Raw genomic sequence first — 19,968 nt, 5'->3', positions numbered from 1 at the left:
AGCGGCGCCAGAGACGTCGGCGCTGGCGTGACCAGCGAGCGAGAACGCGCAGGACCTGAAGCATGGAAGATCCTGATAGCGGCGACGATGACCGCGGAATGTACTCACTTGTTGCATGCGCAGGGGGATAGGGGTGTGACGACGCGGCGCGCCGGGAGTGCCTTTGCGCTGAATCCGCGTCGCTGTGTATACTATCCCCCAGTATAGTTCATCAGTCTGGATCCCCGATGCCGCATTCCCTCGAAGAGAAGAAGAAAGTGCTGGCTCGCGTGCGCCGGATCCGCGGCCAGTGCGATGCCCTGGATCGCGCACTGGAGGCCGGCGCCGAGTGTGCGCCCGTGCTGCAGCAGATCGCCGCCATCCGTGGCGCGGTCAACGGGCTGATGTCCGAAGTGATGGAAGCGCATCTGCGCGAAGAGTTCGGTCAGCCGGCAGCGTCCGATGCACAGCGCACCGAGCGCGTGCGCGACATGAGCGCGCTGATCCGTTCCTATCTGAAATGAACCTGGCCCGCCGCGCGGGCCCTCGTAAACAAGCGCGAAACGCGCACCTGCCTACCCTTGTCCTTGCCTGTCCTCTGGAGAATCCACCATGAAGTCCCGCGCCGCTGTTGCATTTGGCCCCGGCCAGCCGCTGAAGATCGTCGAGATCGACGTCGCCCCGCCGAAGAAGGGCGAGGTGCTGGTCAAGATCACCCATACCGGCGTCTGCCATACCGATGCCTTCACGCTGTCCGGGGATGATCCGGAAGGCCTGTTCCCCGCCGTGCTGGGCCACGAAGGCGCCGGCATCGTGGTGGAAGTCGGCGAGGGCGTGACCAGCGTGCAGCCGGGCGATCACGTGATTCCGCTGTACACCGCCGAGTGCGGCGAGTGCCTGTTCTGCAAAAGCGGCAAGACCAATCTCTGCGTCGCCGTGCGTGCCACCCAGGGCAAGGGCGTGATGCCTGATGGCACCACCCGCTTCAGCTACAACGGTGAACCGATCTACCACTACATGGGCTGCTCGACCTTCAGCGAGTACACCGTGGTGGCCGAGGTATCGCTGGCCAAGATCAACCCGGACGCCAACCCGGAGCAGGTCTGCCTGCTGGGCTGCGGCGTCACCACCGGCATCGGTGCCGTCCACAACACCGCGAAGGTGCAGGAAGGCGACAGCGTGGCGGTGTTCGGCCTGGGCGGCATCGGGCTGGCCGTGATCCAGGGCGCGCGCCAGGCCAAGGCCGGCCGCATCATCGCCATCGACACCAACCCGTCCAAGTTCGAGTTGGCACGCGAGTTCGGTGCCACCGATTGTGTGAACCCGAATGATCATGAAGCGCCGATCCAGCAGGTCGTGGTGGAAATGACCGGTTGGGGCGTTGATCACAGCTTCGAGTGCATCGGCAACGTCAACGTGATGCGCGCGGCGCTGGAATGCGCACACCGCGGCTGGGGACAGTCAGTGGTGATCGGCGTCGCCGGTGCCGGCAAGGAGATCTCCACCCGTCCGTTCCAGCTGGTGACGGGCCGGAGCTGGAAGGGCAGTGCCTTCGGTGGCGTCAAGGGCCGCAGCCAGCTGCCGGGCATGGTCGAGGATGCGATGAAGGGCGACATCGAGCTGGCACCGTTCGTTACCCACACCATGGACCTCGAGCAGATCAACGACGCCTTCGAGCTGATGCATGAAGGCAAATCGATCCGCTCGGTCGTGCATTTCTGAAGCGCGCGCCGGCCTCGTGCCGGCGCTTTCTGGACAACCGGAGACACCCTGATGGAACGCATTGAACACCGCGCCTGCGCGGGCGGTTGGCAGGACGTATACCAGCATCAGTCAGAGGTGCTGGGCTGCGAGATGAAGTTCGCGGTGTACCTGCCCCCGCAGGCGGCGACGCGCAAGCTGCCGGTGCTGTATTGGCTGAGCGGACTGACCTGCAACGAGCAGAACTTCATCACCAAGGCCGGCGCGCAGCGCTACGCGGCCGAGCACGGCATCATCCTGGTCGCGCCGGACACCAGTCCACGTGGCGATGACGTGGCCGATGCGGAAAGCTACGACCTTGGCAAGGGCGCGGGTTTCTACCTCAATGCCACCCAGGATCCGTGGGCGGCGCACTACCGGATGCACGACTACATTGTTGAGGAGCTGCCGGCGCTGATCGAAGCCCATTTCCCGGCAACCGACCAACGGGGCATCAGCGGCCATTCGATGGGCGGACATGGCGCGCTGGTGCTGGCACTGCGCAACCCGGGCCGCTACCGCAGCGTGTCTGCGTTTTCTCCCATCGTCGCGCCCAGCCAGGTGCCGTGGGGCGAGAAAGCGTTCACCGCCTACCTCGGCGAAGACCGCAGCAGCTGGGCACAGTGGGATGCCAGTGAACTGGTCGCGACCGCCAGCGAGCGGCTGCCGTTGCTGATCGACCAAGGCGACGCAGACGAGTTCCTGGGTGCACAACTGCAACCCCAGCGCCTGCAGGCCGCCTGCGAAGCCGCGGGCCACCCGCTGCAGCTGCGCATGCAGCCCGGCTACGACCACAGCTACTACTTCATCGCCACCTTCATCGGCGAGCACATCGCCCACCACGCCCGCTGAAAAAAAAGGGGACGGAGGGGATTAAGTCGTTTCCGGCCTGACGGCCAGAAACGACTTAATCCCCTCCGTCCCCTTTTTTGCATTCTTCAGTCGTCGTCTTCTTCGGCGGCTTCGCGGCCCTGCTGGCGGATCAGGGCTTCTTCGCGGGCATCGTTGATGGCGTGGCGCACGCTGTCCAGGTCGATGGTGGATTCGTCATGGACGAAGATGCCGGTCAGCGGGCTGTCCGGCAGCAGATCGCCGGCCTCGAACAGGGCCCACATCTCTTCGCCATACCAGCTGTCCAGCAGCTCCGGGGCGAAGCGGCCGAGGTAGGCGGTGAGATTGTTCACATCGCGCAGCAGCATCGTCCGGGCTGCATTGTTGCCGCCCGCGCTGACCACCTGCGGAAAGTCGATCACCACCGGTCCATCGGGGCCGACCAGTACGTTGTAGGGCGACAGATCGCCGTGGATTAGGCCGCAGCAGAGCATGCGCACGACCTGGCGGACCAGTACCTGATGGAACTCACGGGCCTGGTCCGGTTCCAGTTCGACTTCGCCCAACCGGGGCGCCGAGAAGCCGTCCGCATCGGTCACCAGCTCCATCACCAGCACGCCATGGAAGTAACCGTGGGGCTCGGGTACACGTACGCCGGCGTCGCGCAACTGGTACAGCGCGTCCACTTCGGTGTTCTTCCAAGCGGTTTCCTGCTGCTTGCGGCCGTATTTGCTGGCCTTGCCCACCGCGCGGGATTCGCGGCTGCCACGGACCTTGCGGCCTTCCTGATACTGCACGCGCTGCTGGAAACTGCGCTGGGCCATGTCTTTGTAGACCTTGGCGCAGCGCACGTCGTCGCCGCTGCGTACCACGTACACAGCCGCTTCCTTGCCACTTTTCAGCGGACGCAGCACTTCATCGATAACGCCGTCGTCGATCAGCGACTGCAAGCCTGGGGGGGTCTTCACGGAACCTCGGTGGGGCGGCCGACGCCAATGGCTGGCCAGAAAGAGGGGGATTTTCGCACCTTCCCGCCGCTGCGGCCACCCGCCGCAAAAAGGGGACGGAGGGGATCAAGGCGCAGGCGGCATGGCCGAAAACGACTTAATCCCCTCCGTCCCCTTTTGTTTCAGCGGACTTCGCGGAGTTCCCAGTGGTGGCCGGCGAGCAGGCCCATGCGCTGGCGGAAGACGTCGCCGTTGATGCTGGTGGTCACCTGCAGGTTGATCCGCAGGTCATCCTGGGTGCCGCTCACGGTGGCGCCCGGATCGGTCACGCCCCACTGTGCGGGGACGGCATCGGGGTCGTTCTGCTTTGCCTTCCATTTGTCGAACAGTGCCGTGGAAGTCAACGCGGCCTGCAGTTCTTCAGCAAATCCCTGCGCGCCCTGCGAATGAAAGGACAGGGCGGTGTCGTTGCCGCGGGCTTTGGCCGGGTCAGGCAGGCTGATGTAGTACGTGGTCATCGGGATCTCCGTTCAATGTGCCAAGCGTTGCAGGGGCGAAGTGCAAACCGTGTGCAGAGTGCTCTGGCCTCATCATTCGAAACGATGCGGACCGTCCGCGAAGCCGACGGTCAGCGCCCCCTTGCCGACGTTGACCATGCCGGTCAGGCTCATCACCGTTTCATAGACCTCCACGCCATGGTCCCCACAGACCTGGCGCAGCGATGCATAGCCAGGCAGGGCACGCAGTTCGTCCAGTTCGCCGCCATAGCTCAGGCACACGGTCGGAGTCATCAGCCCGGCACGTACGCGCTGGCCGACCACATCGAACAGCTTGGTCACGGCGTTGTCGAAGCCCTTGATCTTGGCCACCGGGCCGGTTTCGCCCCGATACCCGTGCAGTACCGGCTTGATGTCCAGCGCGCTACCCAGCGCCGCACTGAGCAATCCGACGCTGCGATCGCCCTTGTGCCGGGCCCGCGCGCGCATGTAATACAGGTCGCGTGTGATCATGTAGCCATGCACGTTGCCGGCCAGTTCTTCCAGCCGCTCGCGGATCTGCTGCACGCTGGCGCCGCTTTCACGTAGGCGCACGGCCTCGATCGCGGTCACCGCCTGGGCGGCGAACAGGTTCTGCGTGTCGATCACCCGCAGGGCGAAGGGCGAGTTGAAGCCCGCCGCCTGCCGGACGGGTTTGTAATCGTTGAGGATGGCGAAGCTGGCCTGCATCGCGTTGTCGTGGATCGGACTGCGCGTCTTGGTGATGGTCATGCAGAACACGTGGTCGTAATCGATGACCAGGCGCTGCAGGAACAGGTCGCGGATCTGCTGCACGCTGAAGGGGATGGTCTCCGCTTCGGCGCCATGCTCGGCAACGTGGGCATGCAGGAAACTCAGGGTGGCCTGCTCGTCACGGTGGTCGGCCAGGATGGCTTCACCGATCCGCACGGTGATGGGCAGCAGGACGATCCTGTGCTGGGTGATGAAGTCCTGCGGCAGGTCGCAGGCCGAGTCGACGACGATTCCTATACGCATTCGCAGGCCCCCTCCAGGCGCGTTTGCTGGCTTGAAAGCGTGAACGCTATCGCAAAATGGAGGGCCGCGCGCGTGCCGGACGTTCAGCGATTCCGGTGCACGGCGGTGGGCAGGTCCAGCACGGCCTGCCAGTCCGGCTGCATCAGCAGGGCCGGATCGTCCAGCACGGCTGCCATCAACCGATGCGCATCGTTGCCCCAGAACAGTTCGCCATCGACCGACAGCGTCGGCACGCCGAATACCCCGGCCGCGATCGCGGCATCGGTATTCCGGCGCAAGGCCTCCTTCACCTCCACCGCGGCGATGGCGCTGGCGACATCCTCCACGTCCAGCACCTCCGCCAGCTGGGCAAGTGCAGCCGCCTCATCGGCAGCGCGGCCCTGAGCCCAGATCCAGTCGAACAGCGCATCAACGGCTGCCGTGGTGCAGCCGGCAGCGATGCACAGGCGCAGGGCGGGCAGCGGATTGAACGGATGGGCCGGTGGAAAGCGCAGGGCCACCCCTTCCTGCTGCGCCGTCCACAGCAGTTGCCGATAGGCGAAGCGCCGCTTTGCCGGGATCTCGGCCGGCCCCAGGTTGCCCAGGTGATGCAGTACGGCCCCCAGGGCGATGGGGACCGGCTGGATGCGCGGGAACTGCGGCAGGGTCTTCAGTTTCTGCCAGTGCAGATAGGCGTACGGGGAGACGAAATCGAAGTACCAGCGCAGCGCCATTGCATCGTCTCCGTCGGGGTCAGGGCTGTGCGGTGCGCTGCAGGTAGCGGTCGCGCAGCTCGGTCTGGCGCGAACGCATGGGCATCGCTCGCCCGCCCAGCCACACCTGTTCGGCATAGTGGGCCACATCCAGCGGATCGCCTTCCCACAACACCAGGTCCGCCAGCTTGCCCACTTCGATGCTGCCGATGCGATCGCCGACACCGAGTGCCTGGGCCGGTACGCGGGTCAGACCGGCCAGGCCGTCCGCCCAGGGCAGTCCATGCGCTACGGCGTTGCCGGCCAACTGGCGGATCTTGCGCGCGTTGTGCGAGGCATCGCCACTCTGCGCGAAGCTGACCTCCACGCCGGCCTTGCGCAGGCGGGCGGCATTTTCAAGCGTGGCGCCGATCTGGTCGAAGGTCGTGGGCAGGTTGCCCAGGCCGTCGACGAACACGGGCACGCGTGCCTGCGCGAGTTCTGCGGCCAGTTGCCAGGCTTCGGCGCCTCCCACGATCGCGATCTTGACCTTCTCGCGTGCGGACCAGCGCAGCAACTGGCGGATGTCCGATGCGCGGTCCACCTCGATGATGATGCGGCCCTTGCCCGCCAGGTAATCGGCCAGCGTGCGGCGCCCCGCGGCGGTGAGCAGGGCATGCGGTGAATCGGTGCCGACCCGGCCACGCGCTTCGTCGATCATCTGCTGCAGCAGCATCCACTGCGCGGCGCGCGACTTGCCGGTCAGCTCGGCGGCAGCCGACCCCAGGCGCAGGTACAGCGCACGGGGGCCGATCGGATCGGCGCTGCCGTCCAGTCGCACCACGCCGCCCTGGCCGGCGACGAAGCCGCCGCCGGTATGCGCACCCAGTGCAGTGAAACCGATGCCCTCCACGCGGGCGACCGGCACCAGGATCGAGGCGGGGTTGTAGGCCAGGGTAACGTCGAACTCAGGCCGCAGCGGCTGCGAATCGAGGGTCAGCGTGCTGTCCACGGTGCTCTCTTCGCCCGACACCTCTTCGATGCCGATCTCGGTGATGCCACCGAACAGGGCCGGCGTCAGGGGGCGGCCGTTGGCTTCCACCACCGGCACCCCGGCCGGTGCGGCCAGGCCCGTACCAATGGACTGGATCAGCCCGGCACGGACCAGCACATCGGCGTTGTCCAGGCTGCCGCGCGCACCCACCGTATGCACGGTTGCATTGCGGATCAGCAGGTCCTGCGCTGTGACCGTCATCGGCAGCACGGAGGCCGCGGCGAGGAACGCCATCGCCGGGGCAAGCCACGCCCGCTGCCGCTTGATCTTCATGGTCGAACGACTACCCATCACCGCACCTCCTGGCCAAGACGGAAATCAGACACCGGCTTGCTGCCCGGATCGGCGCGGTCGAAGTAGCGGTGGCCGTCGATGAACACCTCGTCGGCCAATGCATACGAACTGAAAGGATTGCCGTTCCACACCACCACGTCGGCGTTCTTGCCGGCCTCCAGCGTGCCGGTGTGCTGCTCGATGCCCAACGCCTTCGCCGCGTTGTAGGTCATCCAGGTGATGGCCCGTTCCGGCGCGATGACCGGCATGTTGGCCCGGCGGGCCGAAGCGATCACCTTCGCCGCTTCCTGGTTCAGGCGCTGGATGCCTTCGGGCGAATCCGAGTGCACGATGGCGCAGCTGTTGGCGGGCCGATCCACCAGCGCGATGTTCTCCTGGATACCGTCGAAGGCCTCCATCTTGAAGCCCCACCAGTCCGCCCACAGCGCGCCGCAGACGCCCTCTGCGGCGAGCCGGTCTGCCAGCTTGTAGGCTTCCACGCCATGGTGGAAGGCAGCGATCTTGAAGCCGAACTCGTCGGCCAGATCCAGCATCGTCGCCATTTCATCGGCGCGGTAGCAGTGGATGTGCACGCGGATGTCGCCCTGGATGGCGCCCGCCAGCGTATCCAGCTTGAGGTCGCGCTTGCCGCCGCTGTCGCCGCTGCTGTCTTCCTTGTCACCACCGAACCAGCGCTTGGGCTTGGCCGGCTTGCTGGTGTTCTTGGCGATGTACTCGCTGGCATCGATGAACGCGGCGCGGTATCCCGCCACATTGCCCATGCGCGTACCGGGCGCGGTGCCCTTGCCGCCGTAGACGCGCTTGGGGTTTTCGCCGCAGGCCATCTTCAGTCCCCAGGGGGCGCCGGGGAATTTCATGGCCTGGTAGGTCGTGGTCGGTACGTTCTTCAGCACCACGCCACGCCCGCCCACCAGATTGGCCGAACCGGGCAGGACCTGCATGCTGGTCACGCCGCCGGCGAGTGCCTCGGCGAAACCGGGGTCCTGCGGCCACACGGAATGTTCGGCCCACACATTGGCGGTGACGGGGGCGGTCATCTCGTTGCCATCGCTGTGCGCGCTGACGCCGGGGCTGGGGTAGACGCCCAGGTGCGAATGCACGTCGATCAGGCCCGGCGTCACCCAGCGGCCGCGCGCGTCGATGCGGCGGACGTCGGTGCCGGCCTGCAGGCCGCGGCCGACCTCCGCCACTTTTCCATCACGCAGCAGCACGTCCGCATCGTCCAGGCGCTGCCCGGTACCGGTAAGGACGGTGGCGTTGTGGATCAGCACGGCTTCGCTGCTGCGCGGCTGGTACGTGCTCGGATACGGATCCTGGATGAAGCGCGAAGCGCCGGTGGCCGGCGCAGCGGCCAGCGACAGCAGCGCCAGGCCGATGCCGGCGCGCAGCAGGTTGTGCATGATGTCCCCGTAAGCATGGTGGTGCAGGTCGCTGACGCTAGCGGAGTGGACCGCCGCTTGCCAAGTGACCTTCGGCCTGGCGCCGCCAGCGCGGTGCTGCGGGCAGGGTCACGCACAGCCCGTTGTGTCTCGTAGAATCGCCCCATGAAGAGCACGCAGTTCCCCCTCCAACCGGTGGAGCAGGACATGGACATGGCAGCACAGGTCGTGGCGTTCTGGACCGAAGCCGGTCCGGCGAAGTGGTTCGCGCGCGATGATGCGTTCGATGCCCACTTCCGGCGTCTTTTCCTTGAGGAGCATCATGCTGCCGCATCACGGGCACGCGAGTACTGGCTGTCCACGGCGGAGGGCGCGCTGGCGCTGATGCTCCTGCTGGACCAGTTCCCGCGCAACTGCTTCCGCGGCACCGCCCACTCGTATGCCACCGATGGACTGGCAAGGCACTACGCCATGCGGGCAGTGGAGGAGGGACTGGACCTGCAGCTGGTGCCGAAACTGCGCGCTTTCATCTATTTGCCGTTCGAGCACTCCGAAGACCCGCAGGACCAGGAACGGTCGGTGTCGATGTTCGACGTGCTGGGTGACAAGGAGTACCTGCAGTTCGCCGAACTGCATCGTGAGCTGATCCAGCGCTTCGGGCGCTTCCCGCACCGCAATGCGGTGCTCGGCCGGATGCCGACGCTGGACGAGCTGGACTATCTGGCAGAGGGCGGTTTCAGCGGGTAGGAGGGGCCCGTCAACCGCGATGCCGTGGCCCGGTTCGCCGAGCATGGCTCGGCGCTACCTTGAAAAGGCGGGCACAGCGGCCCGCCATCCGGGGAGGGCTCAGTACTTCGGCACGCCGTTGTCGACGTCGTCGGACCACGCATCGATGCCGCCGGTCACGTTGTGCACCTTGCTGAAACCCAATGCGCGGAACTGTTCGGCGGCCTGCGCGCTGCGGCCACCGTGGTGGCACAGGAAGGCCAGCGCGGTGTCCTTCGGCAACGCTTCCAGCTCGGCACGACCGTTGCCATCGAACACCTTGAACGGCACGCCGACGGCAGCGATCGCACGCTCTTCGGCGGGGCGCACGTCGACCAGCACGACCGTACCGGCACGCACCAGGTCATCGGCATCGCGCACCGACAGCTCGGTGATCGCCTTGGGGGCGTTCGGGTTGTCGATGGCAAGGCCCTTGCCGCGGATGTCGTCCACCCAGTCGATGGTGACGCCGTCGGCGCGGCGCGCGCTGGCCAGGTCGAACTGCACGCGCAGGCCGTTGGATTCGGCAGCGATGGCATTGGCATCGAACGGGGCCAGCTGGAAGTTCGGCTGGAAGCGGGCATCGATGCCCAGCTGCAGCGACGCGCCGGGCGAATCGGCCAGCGCGCCCTTCAGCATCTCCACGGCGGCCGGGGTGACGGTGATCGACGGCGGGGTGCGATCCGGCGCGGCCAGGCCGAGCACGCTGCTCAACTCGCCGCTGGAGGCCATCTGCAGGATGATGTCGCTGCCGCCGACCAGTTCGCCATCAATGTACAGCTGCGGGATGGTCGGCCAGTCGCCGTACTGCTTGATGCCTTCGCGGATGTCCTGGTCGGCGAGCACGTTGACGTGGCCGAACTCCACGCCCAGATCCTGCAGCGCGCCCACGGCCTTGGCCGAGAAGCCGCACTGCGGCATGGCCGGCTGTCCCTTCATGAACAGCACGACGCGGTCGTTGGCGAGAATGGTGTCGATGCGCGAGCGCAGGGCGGGATCGAGGGACATGGCGGTTGAAATCCGGTGATATCGAACCGCTGATTCTACCCCCCGTGGCATCATGGGGCATGACCGCTGTGGAAACGCTGCATTGCCCCCCGCGCTGGCCATGGCATGCCCTGGCCGCGTTCGCCGTGTCCCAGGTGCTGGCGCTGGGGGTGTGGCTGTGGGCTGGCTGGGCCTGGGGCCTATGCCTGCTGCTGGCCAGCCATGCGCTGTTCCTGCTGCCGGTATTCCTGCCGAACAGCCGCTTCTACGCCCCGGTCGTCAGCCGGCTGCCGGTTGCGGTCGACGCGGTCTGGCTGACCATCGACGATGGACCGGGACCGGATACGCGCCGCGTGCTGGACCTGCTGGACCGGCACCAGGCACGGGCGACCTTCTTCCTGGTCGGTGAGCGCGCACTGGCCCAGCCGGAGCTGGTGCGCGAGATCGTGGCGCGCGGGCACGACCTGGGCAACCACAGCCACACGCACCCGGAGCGGCGCTTCTGGCGTCTGGGGGCGACGGCCATGGCAGCCGAACTGGGTCGGTGCCAGTACGCCCTGCAGGCGCTGACCGGGCAGCCGCCGCGCTGGTACCGCTCGGTGGTCGGCATGACCAATCCGTTCGTCGCCCCGTTGCTGCGACAGCACGGCCTGACCCGCGTCGGCTGGAGTGCGCGCGGTTTCGACGGCGTGTCCTGCACGCCGGCGCAGGTGCTGGCGCGGCTGGCGCCTGATCTGCGGGCAGGGGCGATCGTGCTGCTGCACGAGGGCAGTGCGCATGGGCACAACCTGACGATCATCGAAGGCGTGCTGCAGGCGCTGGACGCGCGTGGACTGAAGGCCCGTCTGCCTGCGGAATGATGGGGCCCGCCCGCCGGCCACAGCGCCTTCCGGCCGTCAGCCGGCGGGGCGCTGGGCCACCAGCAGCCAGCTGTTGAACGGTGTTCGCCCATGCAGGGCGCGCGGACGCTCGACCTCAAGACCCGCCTCGACCAGTACCTCGGTCAGCGCCTCCGGTCGGGGGTAGTGGCGCGGCCGGGTGCGCATCCAGCCTGACAGCCATCCAAGCCGGTCGGTGAGCCGGGTGGTGCGGTCACGGCCATCGCCTGTGTCCAACGGCGTGCGCAGCAGCAGGCGTCCGCCTGCGGCCACCCGCGCGGCGGCCGCACGCAGCAGGAGGGTCTGCGACGGCGCGTCCAGGTAGTGCAGCACATCCAGCACGGCGACGTGCCCGCAGTGCGCTGGCAGGGGGCGTCGCAGGTCCAGCGGATCGACACGGGCGTCGACCAGCCCGGCACGCTGCAGCGCCTGGTGGGCGTGGTGGATCTTGCCCGCATCGACATCCAGCCCGACATACCCCTGCGCATGACCCTGCAGGCGCATCACGTGGCCCAGCAGGCCCAGACCGCAGCCCAGGTCGAGTACGGGCAACGCATCGGTCGGCAAGGCCTGCAGTACGCCGTGATACAGCGGGTCGCTGCGCAGCTTGGCCTGCACGTAGTAATAGCGGCTGCGGTTGCCCCAGCGGCTGTCGGGCAGAAAGGCGGTGGCGATCATGCGTGCCTGCGACGGCGTCAGCGGCGAGGGCAGGTGCGCTGCGGAGGACGGCGCGCCGGTCACCCGATCAGGCGTCGCGGGCGAGCAGGCGCTCGGCCAGCGGCAGGGCGCGCTGCGCCCACAGCGCATACAGCGCGGCGGAAGGATGCAGCCCATCGTCGACCAGCATGGCCGGTTCGGCCCCGTGCTGGCGGGACAGGTCGGTGATATCCACGAAAACCACGCCGTGCGCGTTGCAGATCTCCTCGGCCGCACGATTGTAGTCATCCAGCGCCCGTGCGATCGCCGCGCGGTCGCGGCCCTCGGCAAACGGGGTGACGCCCCAGTCCGGGATCGACAGCACCAGCACCCGCCCGGCGTTGCCGCCGGCGAAGGCAAGCGCGCGCTGCAGCAGCGCGGTGAACTCCACCGCGTACGCATCCACGGCGCGCGCGCGGTACTGGTTGTTGACGCCGATCAGCAGGCTGACGAAGTCGAAGGGACCACGGGGCGCAGCGTCATCGATGCCGGCATCCAGTTCGTCGGTCGTCCACCCGGTGGTGGCGATGGTATGCGGATCGGTCAGCGCAATCCCGCGGGCACGCAGCAGCGCCGCCAGTTGCTGCGGCCACCGACCGGCCACCGGTACGCCTTCACCGATGGTGTAGGAATCACCCAGGGCCAGCCAGCGCAGCGTCATGACGGTCAGGCGACCGCCGAACGGCGTCGCTTCAGCGGCACGACCTTGCGGTTGGCCTCTGCACGGCGCGCCAGGGCGCGATCAATGCGCGCGAATACATCGCGCATCACTGCCGCTTCCGGCAGCAGGGTGACCCGGAAATGATGGCGGTACGGCACGTTGAAGCTGGAGCCTGGTACCACCAGCACCCCTTCATTGTTCATCAGATCGAGCGCGAATTCATGGTCATCCACCCCCTTCGCGGCATCACCGACGATGGCGGGGAAGGCATACAGCGCGCCGGCGGGAGCGACCAGCGAAAGATGCTCGCTGGCGGCACAGGCGTCGATCACCGCACGACGGGTTTCGTACAGGCGGCCGCCCGGCGTGCACAGCGGGCTGATCGTATCGGGCCCGTTCACGGCCGCGTCGATCGCGTACTGGCCCGGCACGTTCGCGCACAGGCGCAACGCGCTCAGCAGGTCCATCGCCGCACGGAAGTCGCCCAGCCGTTCCGCCTCGCCGGACAGCATCGCCCAGCCCACCCGCCAGCCGCAGGCGCGATGCACCTTGCTCAGGCCGCTGAAGGTGAGGCAGGGCAGGTCGCCGGCGAGCGGGGCCACCGGCTGGAAGACCGCGTCGTCGTACAGGATCTGGTCGTAGATTTCATCAACCATCAGCAGCAGGTTGTGCTTGCGCGCGATGGCGACGATGCGCTCCAGCAGCTCACGCGGATAGCTCGCGCCGCTGGGGTTGTTCGGGTTGATCAGCACGATGGCGCGGGTGCGCGAAGACACCAGGGCTTCGATCTCGTCCGGATCGGGCTGGAAGCCGTTTTCCGGCGCGCAGCGGTAATACACCGGGCGACCGTCGTTGAGGATGGTGGCGGCCGACCACAGCGGATAGTCCGGCGAGGGCACCAGCACTTCATCGCCCGGGTTGAGCAGGGCGCGCAGGGACAGGTCGATCAGTTCGCTGACGCCATTGCCGACGAATACGCGGTCCGGGTGGGCATCGGGTGCACCACGGCGGGCGTAGGCCGCGGCGATCGCCTCGCGGGCCACAGGCAGCCCCTGCTGGTGGGTATACGGGTCGGTGCGGCCCATGTCATCGGCAATCGCGCGCTGCAGGTGCTGCGGTGCACGGAAACCGAAATTGCCCGGGTTGCCGATGTTCAACTTGATCAGCGTGCGGCCCTGCGCTTCCAGTTCCCGCGCTCGTCGCGCCAGCTCTCCTCGGATCTCGTAGCGCACTTCGGAAAGGCGTTCACGGATGGCCAGGGGCTTGGGCGTGGGGGTGGACATGGCAGACGGGCCGTCAATGGGCATGGAAAGCCCATACTAGCTGAATTGCTGCAGCGCATGGCAAGGGGGCGTGGCGCCTGACGCCGCGCCCGCATGCCCCGCTGCCGGTAGAATGCGCAGGATGACCGAGACCCCTGATTACAACGCCCTGCAGACCATTGGCTGGCCCTGGCCGGGAGCACCCACGGCGGACGACCAGGCCGACTGGTACACCGCGATGGAGGCGCATCCGCAGGCGCGGCCGGCGCGTGTGATCGAGCAGCACCGGACGCACTATGTGGTGGCAGACGGTCCCGATGCGTCAATCAAGGCCGAATCGCTTCCCGAATGGCAGCGCCCGCGCTTCCCCAGCCATGAGCGGCCCGCCGTCGGCGACTGGGTCCTGCTGGAGGGGGTGCGCATCGTCGCGCTGCTGCCGCGTCGTACCGCGATCAAGCGCGGCGCGGCGGGCGAGCATTATCACCAGCAGGTCATCGCCGCCAACGTCGATACGGTGTTCATCGTCTGCGGACTGGATTCGGATTTCAATCCACGCCGTATCGAACGGTATCTGCTGCTGGTCGGTGGAGGCGGGGCCGTGCCGGTGGTGGTGCTGACCAAGGCCGACCAGACCGAGTACAGCGAAGATGCGCTGGCGGTACTGGATGAACTGAAAGCGCAGGGCATCGCCCTGCGTGCGGTGAACGGACTGGATGCGGACAGTGTCGCCACGCTGCATCCGTGGCTGGGCGCGGGCCACACGGTGGTGCTGGTCGGGTCCTCCGGAGCCGGCAAGTCGACGTTGACCAACACGCTGCTGGGCGAGCAGCGGATGAAGACGAACAGCGTGCGTTCCAATGACTCGCGCGGCCGCCATACCACCACGCACCGCGCGTTGATGCCGCTGCCGATGGGCGCCTGCCTGATCGATACGCCTGGCATGCGCGAGCTCAAGCCGACCGGCGAAGAGACGCTGGCCGAAGGGGGCTTTGCCGATATCGAGGCCCTGGCCGAGCAGTGCCGGTTCCGCAACTGCCTGCACCAGCAGGAGCCCGGGTGCGCGGTACGCGCGGCGATCGAGGACGGCACGATCGAAGAAACCCGCGTGTTGAACTACTTCAAGCTGAAGGACGAAGTGGCTGCCGCCGCCGCCAAGCTGGCGGTACGCCAAGCGGAGACGGCGCAGGAACGACGTACGGCCGCACGCCGCGGCGCCGGCAAACCACGCCGGCGCTGACGCCCGTTGGGATGGTGACGGCCGCTGGCCGTCAGCCCCTCCTGTTGATGGCCAGCGGCCATCACTGCCGTATAGTCTGCTCATGGACCAGAGCACGACGCTGGATCGCGAAGTGGCCCACCACGCTGCGCTTGATGCGCGGCTGGTCGAGGCCGTCGGTGGCATCCGGCTGCTGAGCCTCACCAGCTGGCCCGCCGCCCTGCAATCCCCGTTCCTGGCGAGCATGGCCAGTGGCCAGCCGCGGTTGCCGCACGTGGAGTATCCCACGCTGGATTTCAGCGATGCGCGACGTACGCTGGCCGCGCTGACCGCCGAGTGCGATGCCGATCATCCGCTGGGTCGCTATGTCGCCGAGTCGGCGCAGAGCTGGGATGTTGCCGCGCAGCTGCTGGAAGGGTTGGGCACGGCCGCGGTCGATGCCTGCTCGGTGCGGCTGTTCGGGTCGCCCGAGCAGCCGCTGCCGGGAAACGGACCGAGCACCCGCGACGCGGCCCGGCATTTCATCCAGATCGCCACTGAACTGGATCACGAACTGCTGGCGCCGGAAGAACAGGTGCCGGTCTCGGCGACGGCGCTGCAGTTGCAGCTGCAGGGCGATCTGGATGCCTTCTTCGAGTCGCGCATCATCCAGGTGCAACTGGATCCGCAGCTGGTTTCCAAGGCCGCTGCCGGTGCTACCCGCCTCCGCCTGCGGACCAGTGCGCGCTTCAGTGCCTATGACCGCGCGCAGTTGTTCCACCATGAAGCGCTGGTGCATTCACTGACCGCGCTCAACGGGCGTGAGCAATCTGTGCTGCCCAGCCTGGCGTTGTCCTCGCCGCGCGTCACCGCCACCCAGGAAGGCTTGGCGACCTTTGCCGAGCAGATCACCGGCAGCATCGACATCCAGCGCCTGAAGCGCATCAGCCTGCGGACGGAGGCCATTGCGATGGCACGGGAGGGCGCGGACTTCATCGAGGTCTACCGTTACTTCTGCGCGGCGGGGCAGAACGCGGAAGAGAGCTTTGCCTCTGCACAGCGGGTGTTCCGCGGTGTACCGCCCAGCGGTGGCATGGCCTTCACCAAGGACACGGTGTACCTGCGCGGGCTGGTGTCGGTGCACACGTTCTTCCGCCACATGCTGGCCGAGGATCGCCTACAGGTTTGCCGGTGGTTGTTCGCTGGCAAGATGACGCTGACCGATGCGATCACCTTCGCACCGTTGTTCGAGGCGGGCATTCTGCAGCCGCCGCGCTGGTTGCCACAGTGGGTGAGCCGCGCCAATGGGCTGGCGGGAATGCTGGCGTTTTCCCTGTTCGCCAATCGGATACGGATGGATCAGCTGTTGCCGGAGTGAGTGCGGCGAACGGGTGAGACCCCCTCGTGGCGGGCTTTCGAGCAGGAGCCGTGGGTGGGCCGGGCGGTGGGGCTGGTCGGGGGACGCGCACAAGTACGTCCATGTAGCGCTCGTTTCGCGCCATCCATGGCGCTCAACGCCCCCGCCCAGCCCCACCGCCCGGCCCTGACAGATTCCGGTGGCCGCCCGCCACGTTAAAAAAGAAAGAAAAGCGGTAGCGCCGAGCCATGCTCGGCGGCTTTTGCTTTTGCTTTTGCTTTTGCTCTTCTCTCTCCCCCAACCCGGCGGGGGCGGCCTACTGTCCGGAGGCGGGGCGAGGGAGCCATGCAGGACCCTTGAGCCCCCGGACGGGGCGAAAGGAGCCTACATGGACGTACTTGCGGCGTGTCCTGCATGGTTCCCTCGCCCCGCCTCAACCCACGAAACCAAACACCCGCCGAAGGTTAAAAATCCACACCCACTGTCATGAACACCTGGCGTGGTGCGCTGGCGTGGATCGCGTAGCGGGTTCCGGTCGGATCGGTCGGGGCGAACGAGCTCAACTGCCCGGCATAGCGCTTGTTGGTCAGGTTGGTCGCGTTGAGCGATACCTTGATGTCGCGCAGGCCCATGCCCGGTCCGAAGGAATAGCCCAGTCCGGCATCGAAGGTGGTCACGCCCGGCACCGACTGGTCGTTGGTGTAGGTGTAGTAGCGCTTGCCGGTGTACTTGGCACGTACGCTGGCGAAGAAGCCGTCGCGGTTCCAGCTCAGTTCGCTGGAGGCCATGCGCTGCGGGGTGTCGACGGTGATCTTGCCGGCCACCGGCACGATGGCGCCGCCGGACGTGTAGTCGTCTTCGTAAGTGGTCTTGTTCCAGGACAGCGCGTTGTACCACTGCAGGCCGTCGATCGGCTTGAAGATCAAGGTCAACTCGGCGCCCTGGCTCTTGACCGAGCCGACGTTGATGAAGCGCGTGATGCATTCCGGCCGCGTGCCGACTTCGATGCTGGTGCACGGGTTGAGCGACAGCAGGCGGTTGTCGAACATCACGTGGTAGGCCGCCAGGGACGCTTGGTACTTCTCGCCGAAGCGACGGAACCCTGCCTCGAACGTGCGTGACTTCTCCGGCTCCAGGTCATCCACGCTGGCAGCGAAGGACTCCGGGGATACCTGCAGGGGACCGCCACTGCCGCCGCCGACGAAGGCTGCGATGTTCTCTGCATACGAGGCGAACACTTCCTGCTGGGGACTCAGCTTGAAGCTGATGCCGGCCTGCGGCAGCACCGATTCCTTTGCGGTCAACGTGCCGGAGGCATAGAGCGATTCGGTGCCCGGCTTGGCGCGTGCAGTCATCCGGGTGTTCGGACTCTTGATGCCGACATCGACGGTCATGCGATCGTCCATGAAGCGCATGCGGTCCTGCACGTAGAACTGCCGCGTGCGGATGTCGAAGTCCTGGTCGAACAGGCGGCGATCCGGATGGTTGAGGTACGTGTCGTCCAGGAACGGGCCATCGATGTAGTAGAAGTTGCGTTCGACGTTGTGGTCGTTCTTCTCGTACCACAGGCCGGCCTCCAGCTCATGCAGACCCACGCGCCATGTCAGCGCTGCAGTGAGACCCTGGCGGTTGATGGTGTAATTGGTGCTGCGGATCGATATCGGCAGCGCACGATCGGTGCCGGGGTGGGAGGGCTGGCCCGGCGCCCACCAATGGCCTTGGCCGCGGTTCTCGTGGTGGTAGGCCAGCAGCTTCAACCCGGCCGCTTCGCCCAGTTTGACGTCGGCATCCAGCGCGTACAGGTTGTCGTCGCGCAGCGCACGGCTCTGGTAGTACGCATCATCGATGCTGTTGACGCCGCCGCTGAAGGCGCAGCGTGCCGGATCGCGCGTGGCCGGTGCGCAGTACGCGGCGGCAACCGCGCGGTCCCAGTCCGGCGCGTAGATGTTCCAGTCATAGCCCAAGCCACGTTCCAGCATGCTCTTGGACAGGTACGCATAGTTCGCCTGGCTGGCGCGCGAGGTCGCCGCGAAGGCGCCGAAACGGTTGTCGCCGACCTGCCATACGGCTTTCGCATTGAACTGGCGCGTGGTCTGGTTCTGATACGGTGCGGCCCACATGTCGGCGTCCTGGTGCACACCGGACACATAGGCGGAAAAACCGTTGAGGTCGCCGGTGTCCACGCGCAGATAGCCGCGACGCTGGTTGTCATCGCCGGCGGTGATGCTGGCACGACCACCGAACTCGGTGGAGGGGTCCATCGAGAAGTACTGGATGGCGCCGCCCAGGTTGCTGGTGGACGCGACCCCCAGCGAGCCGATGCCCTGCGAGAGCTCGGCGCCGGCAAGATTCTCGGCGATCAGTGCACGGGCGATGCTCAGGCCGTTGTAGTTGCCGTAGCTGTTGTCGCCCAGCGGGATGCCGTCCAGCGTGTAACCGAGGCGGCTCTTGTCGAACCCGCGCAGGCTGATGGTCTGTGATTCCTCATTGGCCCCGAACGCATCGTTGGATTGCACCGACACGCCGGGCAGGCGATCCAGGATCTTCTGTCCGCTGGTGCCGGGCGGCAGTACCTGCTTGTCCACGGCTGTTATGCGCTGCACCTGGCGGGTTTCGCCTTGACCGATCACCGAAACGGCGTCCAGGGTCTGCGCCGTGACGGCGGTATCGGCGAGGGTTTCGCCGGCGGCGTGGGCGTTGGCGGCGCAAAGCGCGATCGCCACGGCAATCGTCAGGTGTCGGGTCTGCATGTCGGTCCGTTGCATGGGGGAAGGCCTGCGTGCTGCAGGTCACCAACCACTATGCAAAGCGGAAATGACGGCTTTTTGACGGTAAAGCGAACGTTCGTTGTAACTGCGACGCTGTTCGCTTTATGCAACGGGAACGCACGCTGGCACCCAGGGTAGCGCCGCGCCATGCTCGGCGAGCGCAGCGGAAAGGGCGTGACGACCACCCGTCGTCACCCCCCGCGTGCCACCGCATCGCATCACCCCATGTACAGACCGCCGTTGACCGGATAGTCCGCCCCGGTCACGTACGCGGCGTCGTCCGAGGCCAGCCAGCCGCACAACGCCGCCACTTCCTCCGGTTTGCCCAAGCGGCGGATCGGCACCGAGGCCGCCAGCCGGTCCAGCACATCGGGCGGGAAACTGCTGATCGCCTGGCTGGCGATATAACCGGGCGAGATGGTGTTGACCGTGACCCCGCGCGCTGCGGTCTCTGCGGCGAGTGCACGGCTGAAGCCGTGCATGGCGGCCTTGGCGGTGGCGAAGTTGACCTGGCCGATCTGCCCCTTGTGCGCGCTGACCGAGCCGATGTTGATGATGCGCCCCCAGCCACGCGTGGTCATGCCGTCGACGACCTGCTTGGTGATGTTGAACAGCGAGTTGAGGTTGGACGCGATGACCGCGTTCCAGTCATCGGCACTCATCTGCCGGAACAGCACATCGCGGCTGCCGCCCGAGTTGTTGACCAGCACGTCCACCGCGCCAACATCGGCTCGCACCTTGTCGAACGCAGTCGCGGTGGAGGCCCAGTCGGTGGCATTGCCTTCCGATGCGATGAAATCGAAGCCGAGATCGCGCTGTTCACGCAACCAACCGGCTTTGCGCGGCGAGTTCGGCGCGCAGCCTGCGACCACCGTGTGGCCCGAGCGTGCCAGGGTCTGGCAGATCGCGGTGCCGACACTGCCCATGCCGCTGGTGACGTATGCGATGCGAAGCGTCATTGGTTTCTCCAGG

The 19,968-nt window shown here is 66.7% G+C and carries 18 protein-coding genes and 1 pseudogene; 7 read left to right on the top strand and 12 right to left on the bottom strand.

Annotation, left to right across the window (positions count from 1 at the left end; translation table 11 throughout):
* The first annotated feature begins 227 nt into the window (after positions 1-227).
* The 3 genes from IFT58_RS05040 to fghA all read left to right on the top strand — a co-directional run bounded on the left by IFT58_RS05040 (position 228) and on the right by fghA (position 2,571).
* Positions 228-503 carry a metal/formaldehyde-sensitive transcriptional repressor gene (locus IFT58_RS05040; protein ID WP_192094075.1) on the top strand — a complete coding sequence of 92 codons (276 nt, stop codon included), beginning with the start codon at positions 228-230 and terminating at the stop codon, positions 501-503.
* 88 nt (positions 504-591) lie between these two features.
* Positions 592-1,701: an S-(hydroxymethyl)glutathione dehydrogenase/class III alcohol dehydrogenase gene (locus IFT58_RS05035; RefSeq protein ID WP_188326198.1), complete on the top strand. Its 1,110-nt coding sequence runs from the start codon at positions 592-594 to the stop codon at positions 1,699-1,701.
* Positions 1,702-1,752: 51 nt separating this feature from the next.
* Positions 1,753-2,571: an S-formylglutathione hydrolase gene (gene fghA, locus IFT58_RS05030; RefSeq protein WP_192094074.1), complete on the top strand. Its 819-nt coding sequence runs from the start codon at positions 1,753-1,755 to the stop codon at positions 2,569-2,571.
* A gap of 86 nt (positions 2,572-2,657) precedes the next feature.
* Here the strand turns inward: fghA and IFT58_RS05025 are convergent, their stop codons facing one another.
* From IFT58_RS05025 to IFT58_RS05000, 6 genes and pseudogenes are all read right to left on the bottom strand, one after another.
* Positions 2,658-3,518: a PA4780 family RIO1-like protein kinase gene (locus IFT58_RS05025; RefSeq protein WP_188326200.1), complete on the bottom strand. Its 861-nt coding sequence runs from the start codon at positions 3,516-3,518 to the stop codon at positions 2,658-2,660.
* Between the two features lie 161 nt (positions 3,519-3,679).
* Positions 3,680-4,015 (bottom strand): hypothetical protein, encoded by a 336-nt coding sequence (locus IFT58_RS05020; protein ID WP_188326201.1) that lies wholly within the window; start codon positions 4,013-4,015, stop codon positions 3,680-3,682.
* A gap of 72 nt (positions 4,016-4,087) precedes the next feature.
* A complete protein-coding gene (locus IFT58_RS05015; protein ID WP_188326202.1) occupies positions 4,088-5,029 on the bottom strand; it encodes a DegV family protein in 942 nt (313 codons plus the stop codon).
* 83 nt (positions 5,030-5,112) lie between these two features.
* Positions 5,113-5,742: a DsbA family protein gene (locus IFT58_RS05010; protein WP_192094073.1), complete on the bottom strand. Its 630-nt coding sequence runs from the start codon at positions 5,740-5,742 to the stop codon at positions 5,113-5,115.
* Positions 5,743-5,761: 19 nt separating this feature from the next.
* Positions 5,762-6,940 (bottom strand): annotated as a pseudogene (locus IFT58_RS05005) (amidohydrolase family protein); the annotation flags it as partial.
* A 104-nt stretch (positions 6,941-7,044) separates the two neighbouring features.
* Positions 7,045-8,448 (bottom strand): amidohydrolase, encoded by a 1,404-nt coding sequence (locus tag IFT58_RS05000; RefSeq protein WP_192081283.1) that lies wholly within the window; start codon positions 8,446-8,448, stop codon positions 7,045-7,047.
* A gap of 186 nt (positions 8,449-8,634) precedes the next feature.
* On the opposite strand from IFT58_RS05000, the gene IFT58_RS04995 reads away from it, so the two are divergent.
* Positions 8,635-9,174: a DUF924 family protein gene (locus tag IFT58_RS04995; protein WP_188327187.1), complete on the top strand. Its 540-nt coding sequence runs from the start codon at positions 8,635-8,637 to the stop codon at positions 9,172-9,174.
* A 99-nt stretch (positions 9,175-9,273) separates the two neighbouring features.
* Here IFT58_RS04995 and grxD read toward each other — a convergent pair whose 3' ends face one another.
* Positions 9,274-10,200 (bottom strand): Grx4 family monothiol glutaredoxin, encoded by a 927-nt coding sequence (gene grxD, locus IFT58_RS04990; protein ID WP_188326206.1) that lies wholly within the window; start codon positions 10,198-10,200, stop codon positions 9,274-9,276.
* A 59-nt stretch (positions 10,201-10,259) separates the two neighbouring features.
* Between grxD and IFT58_RS04985 the strand changes: the two genes are divergently transcribed.
* Positions 10,260-11,039: a polysaccharide deacetylase family protein gene (locus tag IFT58_RS04985; protein ID WP_192094071.1), complete on the top strand. Its 780-nt coding sequence runs from the start codon at positions 10,260-10,262 to the stop codon at positions 11,037-11,039.
* Between the two features lie 36 nt (positions 11,040-11,075).
* On the opposite strand, the gene IFT58_RS04980 is transcribed toward IFT58_RS04985, so the two are convergent.
* The 3 genes from IFT58_RS04980 to IFT58_RS04970 all read right to left on the bottom strand — a co-directional run bounded on the left by IFT58_RS04980 (position 11,076) and on the right by IFT58_RS04970 (position 13,697).
* Positions 11,076-11,735 (bottom strand): methyltransferase domain-containing protein, encoded by a 660-nt coding sequence (locus tag IFT58_RS04980; protein ID WP_192094070.1) that lies wholly within the window; start codon positions 11,733-11,735, stop codon positions 11,076-11,078.
* Between the two features lie 67 nt (positions 11,736-11,802).
* The gene (locus IFT58_RS04975; protein ID WP_192094069.1) at positions 11,803-12,414 is read right to left on the bottom strand and encodes an SGNH/GDSL hydrolase family protein; all 612 of its coding nucleotides are present in this window, start codon (positions 12,412-12,414) and stop codon (positions 11,803-11,805) included.
* A 5-nt stretch (positions 12,415-12,419) separates the two neighbouring features.
* Positions 12,420-13,697 (bottom strand): pyridoxal phosphate-dependent aminotransferase, encoded by a 1,278-nt coding sequence (locus IFT58_RS04970; RefSeq protein ID WP_192094068.1) that lies wholly within the window; start codon positions 13,695-13,697, stop codon positions 12,420-12,422.
* A gap of 121 nt (positions 13,698-13,818) precedes the next feature.
* Between IFT58_RS04970 and rsgA the strand changes: the two genes are divergently transcribed.
* Positions 13,819-14,913: a ribosome small subunit-dependent GTPase A gene (gene rsgA, locus IFT58_RS04965; protein ID WP_192081286.1), complete on the top strand. Its 1,095-nt coding sequence runs from the start codon at positions 13,819-13,821 to the stop codon at positions 14,911-14,913.
* 82 nt (positions 14,914-14,995) lie between these two features.
* On the top strand, positions 14,996-16,249 hold the full coding sequence (locus tag IFT58_RS04960; protein ID WP_192094067.1) for a flavohemoglobin expression-modulating QEGLA motif protein: 1,254 nt from the start codon (positions 14,996-14,998) through the stop codon (positions 16,247-16,249).
* Positions 16,250-16,692: 443 nt separating this feature from the next.
* Here IFT58_RS04960 and IFT58_RS04955 read toward each other — a convergent pair whose 3' ends face one another.
* Positions 16,693-18,978, bottom strand: a complete 2,286-nt coding sequence (locus IFT58_RS04955) for a TonB-dependent receptor (protein WP_192094066.1) — start codon at positions 18,976-18,978, stop codon at positions 16,693-16,695.
* Positions 18,979-19,214: 236 nt separating this feature from the next.
* Entirely contained in the window at positions 19,215-19,955 is a 741-nt protein-coding gene (gene phbB, locus IFT58_RS04950) for an acetoacetyl-CoA reductase (protein WP_188326214.1), read from the bottom strand.
* Between the last annotated feature and the right edge of the window lie 13 nt (positions 19,956-19,968).

The sequence above is a fragment of the Stenotrophomonas sp. CFBP 13718 genome (genome assembly GCF_014842145.1).
Classification (GTDB): domain Bacteria; phylum Pseudomonadota; class Gammaproteobacteria; order Xanthomonadales; family Xanthomonadaceae; genus Stenotrophomonas.
Note: the sequence above shows the minus strand (reverse complement) of the source record. Positions and strands in the feature narration are given on the sequence as shown.

What these genes read in the sequence shown, in the direction of transcription:
- IFT58_RS04970 (WP_192094068.1), bottom strand. Translation starts at nt 13,697, where the DNA reads ATGTCCACCCCCACGCCCAAGCCCCTGGCCATCCGTGAACGCCTTTCC.
- IFT58_RS04985 (WP_192094071.1), top strand. Translation starts at nt 10,260, where the DNA reads ATGACCGCTGTGGAAACGCTGCATTGCCCCCCGCGCTGGCCATGGCAT.
- IFT58_RS04960 (WP_192094067.1), top strand. Translation starts at nt 14,996, where the DNA reads ATGGACCAGAGCACGACGCTGGATCGCGAAGTGGCCCACCACGCTGCG.
- IFT58_RS04955 (WP_192094066.1), bottom strand. Translation starts at nt 18,978, where the DNA reads ATGCAGACCCGACACCTGACGATTGCCGTGGCGATCGCGCTTTGCGCC.
- IFT58_RS05020 (WP_188326201.1), bottom strand. Translation starts at nt 4,015, where the DNA reads ATGACCACGTACTACATCAGCCTGCCTGACCCGGCCAAAGCCCGCGGC.
- phbB (WP_188326214.1), bottom strand. Translation starts at nt 19,955, where the DNA reads ATGACGCTTCGCATCGCATACGTCACCAGCGGCATGGGCAGTGTCGGC.
- IFT58_RS05000 (WP_192081283.1), bottom strand. Translation starts at nt 8,448, where the DNA reads ATGCACAACCTGCTGCGCGCCGGCATCGGCCTGGCGCTGCTGTCGCTG.
- grxD (WP_188326206.1), bottom strand. Translation starts at nt 10,200, where the DNA reads ATGTCCCTCGATCCCGCCCTGCGCTCGCGCATCGACACCATTCTCGCC.
- IFT58_RS05040 (WP_192094075.1), top strand. Translation starts at nt 228, where the DNA reads ATGCCGCATTCCCTCGAAGAGAAGAAGAAAGTGCTGGCTCGCGTGCGC.
- IFT58_RS04975 (WP_192094069.1), bottom strand. Translation starts at nt 12,414, where the DNA reads ATGACGCTGCGCTGGCTGGCCCTGGGTGATTCCTACACCATCGGTGAA.
- IFT58_RS05010 (WP_192094073.1), bottom strand. Translation starts at nt 5,742, where the DNA reads ATGGCGCTGCGCTGGTACTTCGATTTCGTCTCCCCGTACGCCTATCTG.
- IFT58_RS04980 (WP_192094070.1), bottom strand. Translation starts at nt 11,735, where the DNA reads ATGATCGCCACCGCCTTTCTGCCCGACAGCCGCTGGGGCAACCGCAGC.
- IFT58_RS05015 (WP_188326202.1), bottom strand. Translation starts at nt 5,029, where the DNA reads ATGCGTATAGGAATCGTCGTCGACTCGGCCTGCGACCTGCCGCAGGAC.
- IFT58_RS04995 (WP_188327187.1), top strand. Translation starts at nt 8,635, where the DNA reads ATGGACATGGCAGCACAGGTCGTGGCGTTCTGGACCGAAGCCGGTCCG.
- fghA (WP_192094074.1), top strand. Translation starts at nt 1,753, where the DNA reads ATGGAACGCATTGAACACCGCGCCTGCGCGGGCGGTTGGCAGGACGTA.
- IFT58_RS05035 (WP_188326198.1), top strand. Translation starts at nt 592, where the DNA reads ATGAAGTCCCGCGCCGCTGTTGCATTTGGCCCCGGCCAGCCGCTGAAG.
- rsgA (WP_192081286.1), top strand. Translation starts at nt 13,819, where the DNA reads ATGACCGAGACCCCTGATTACAACGCCCTGCAGACCATTGGCTGGCCC.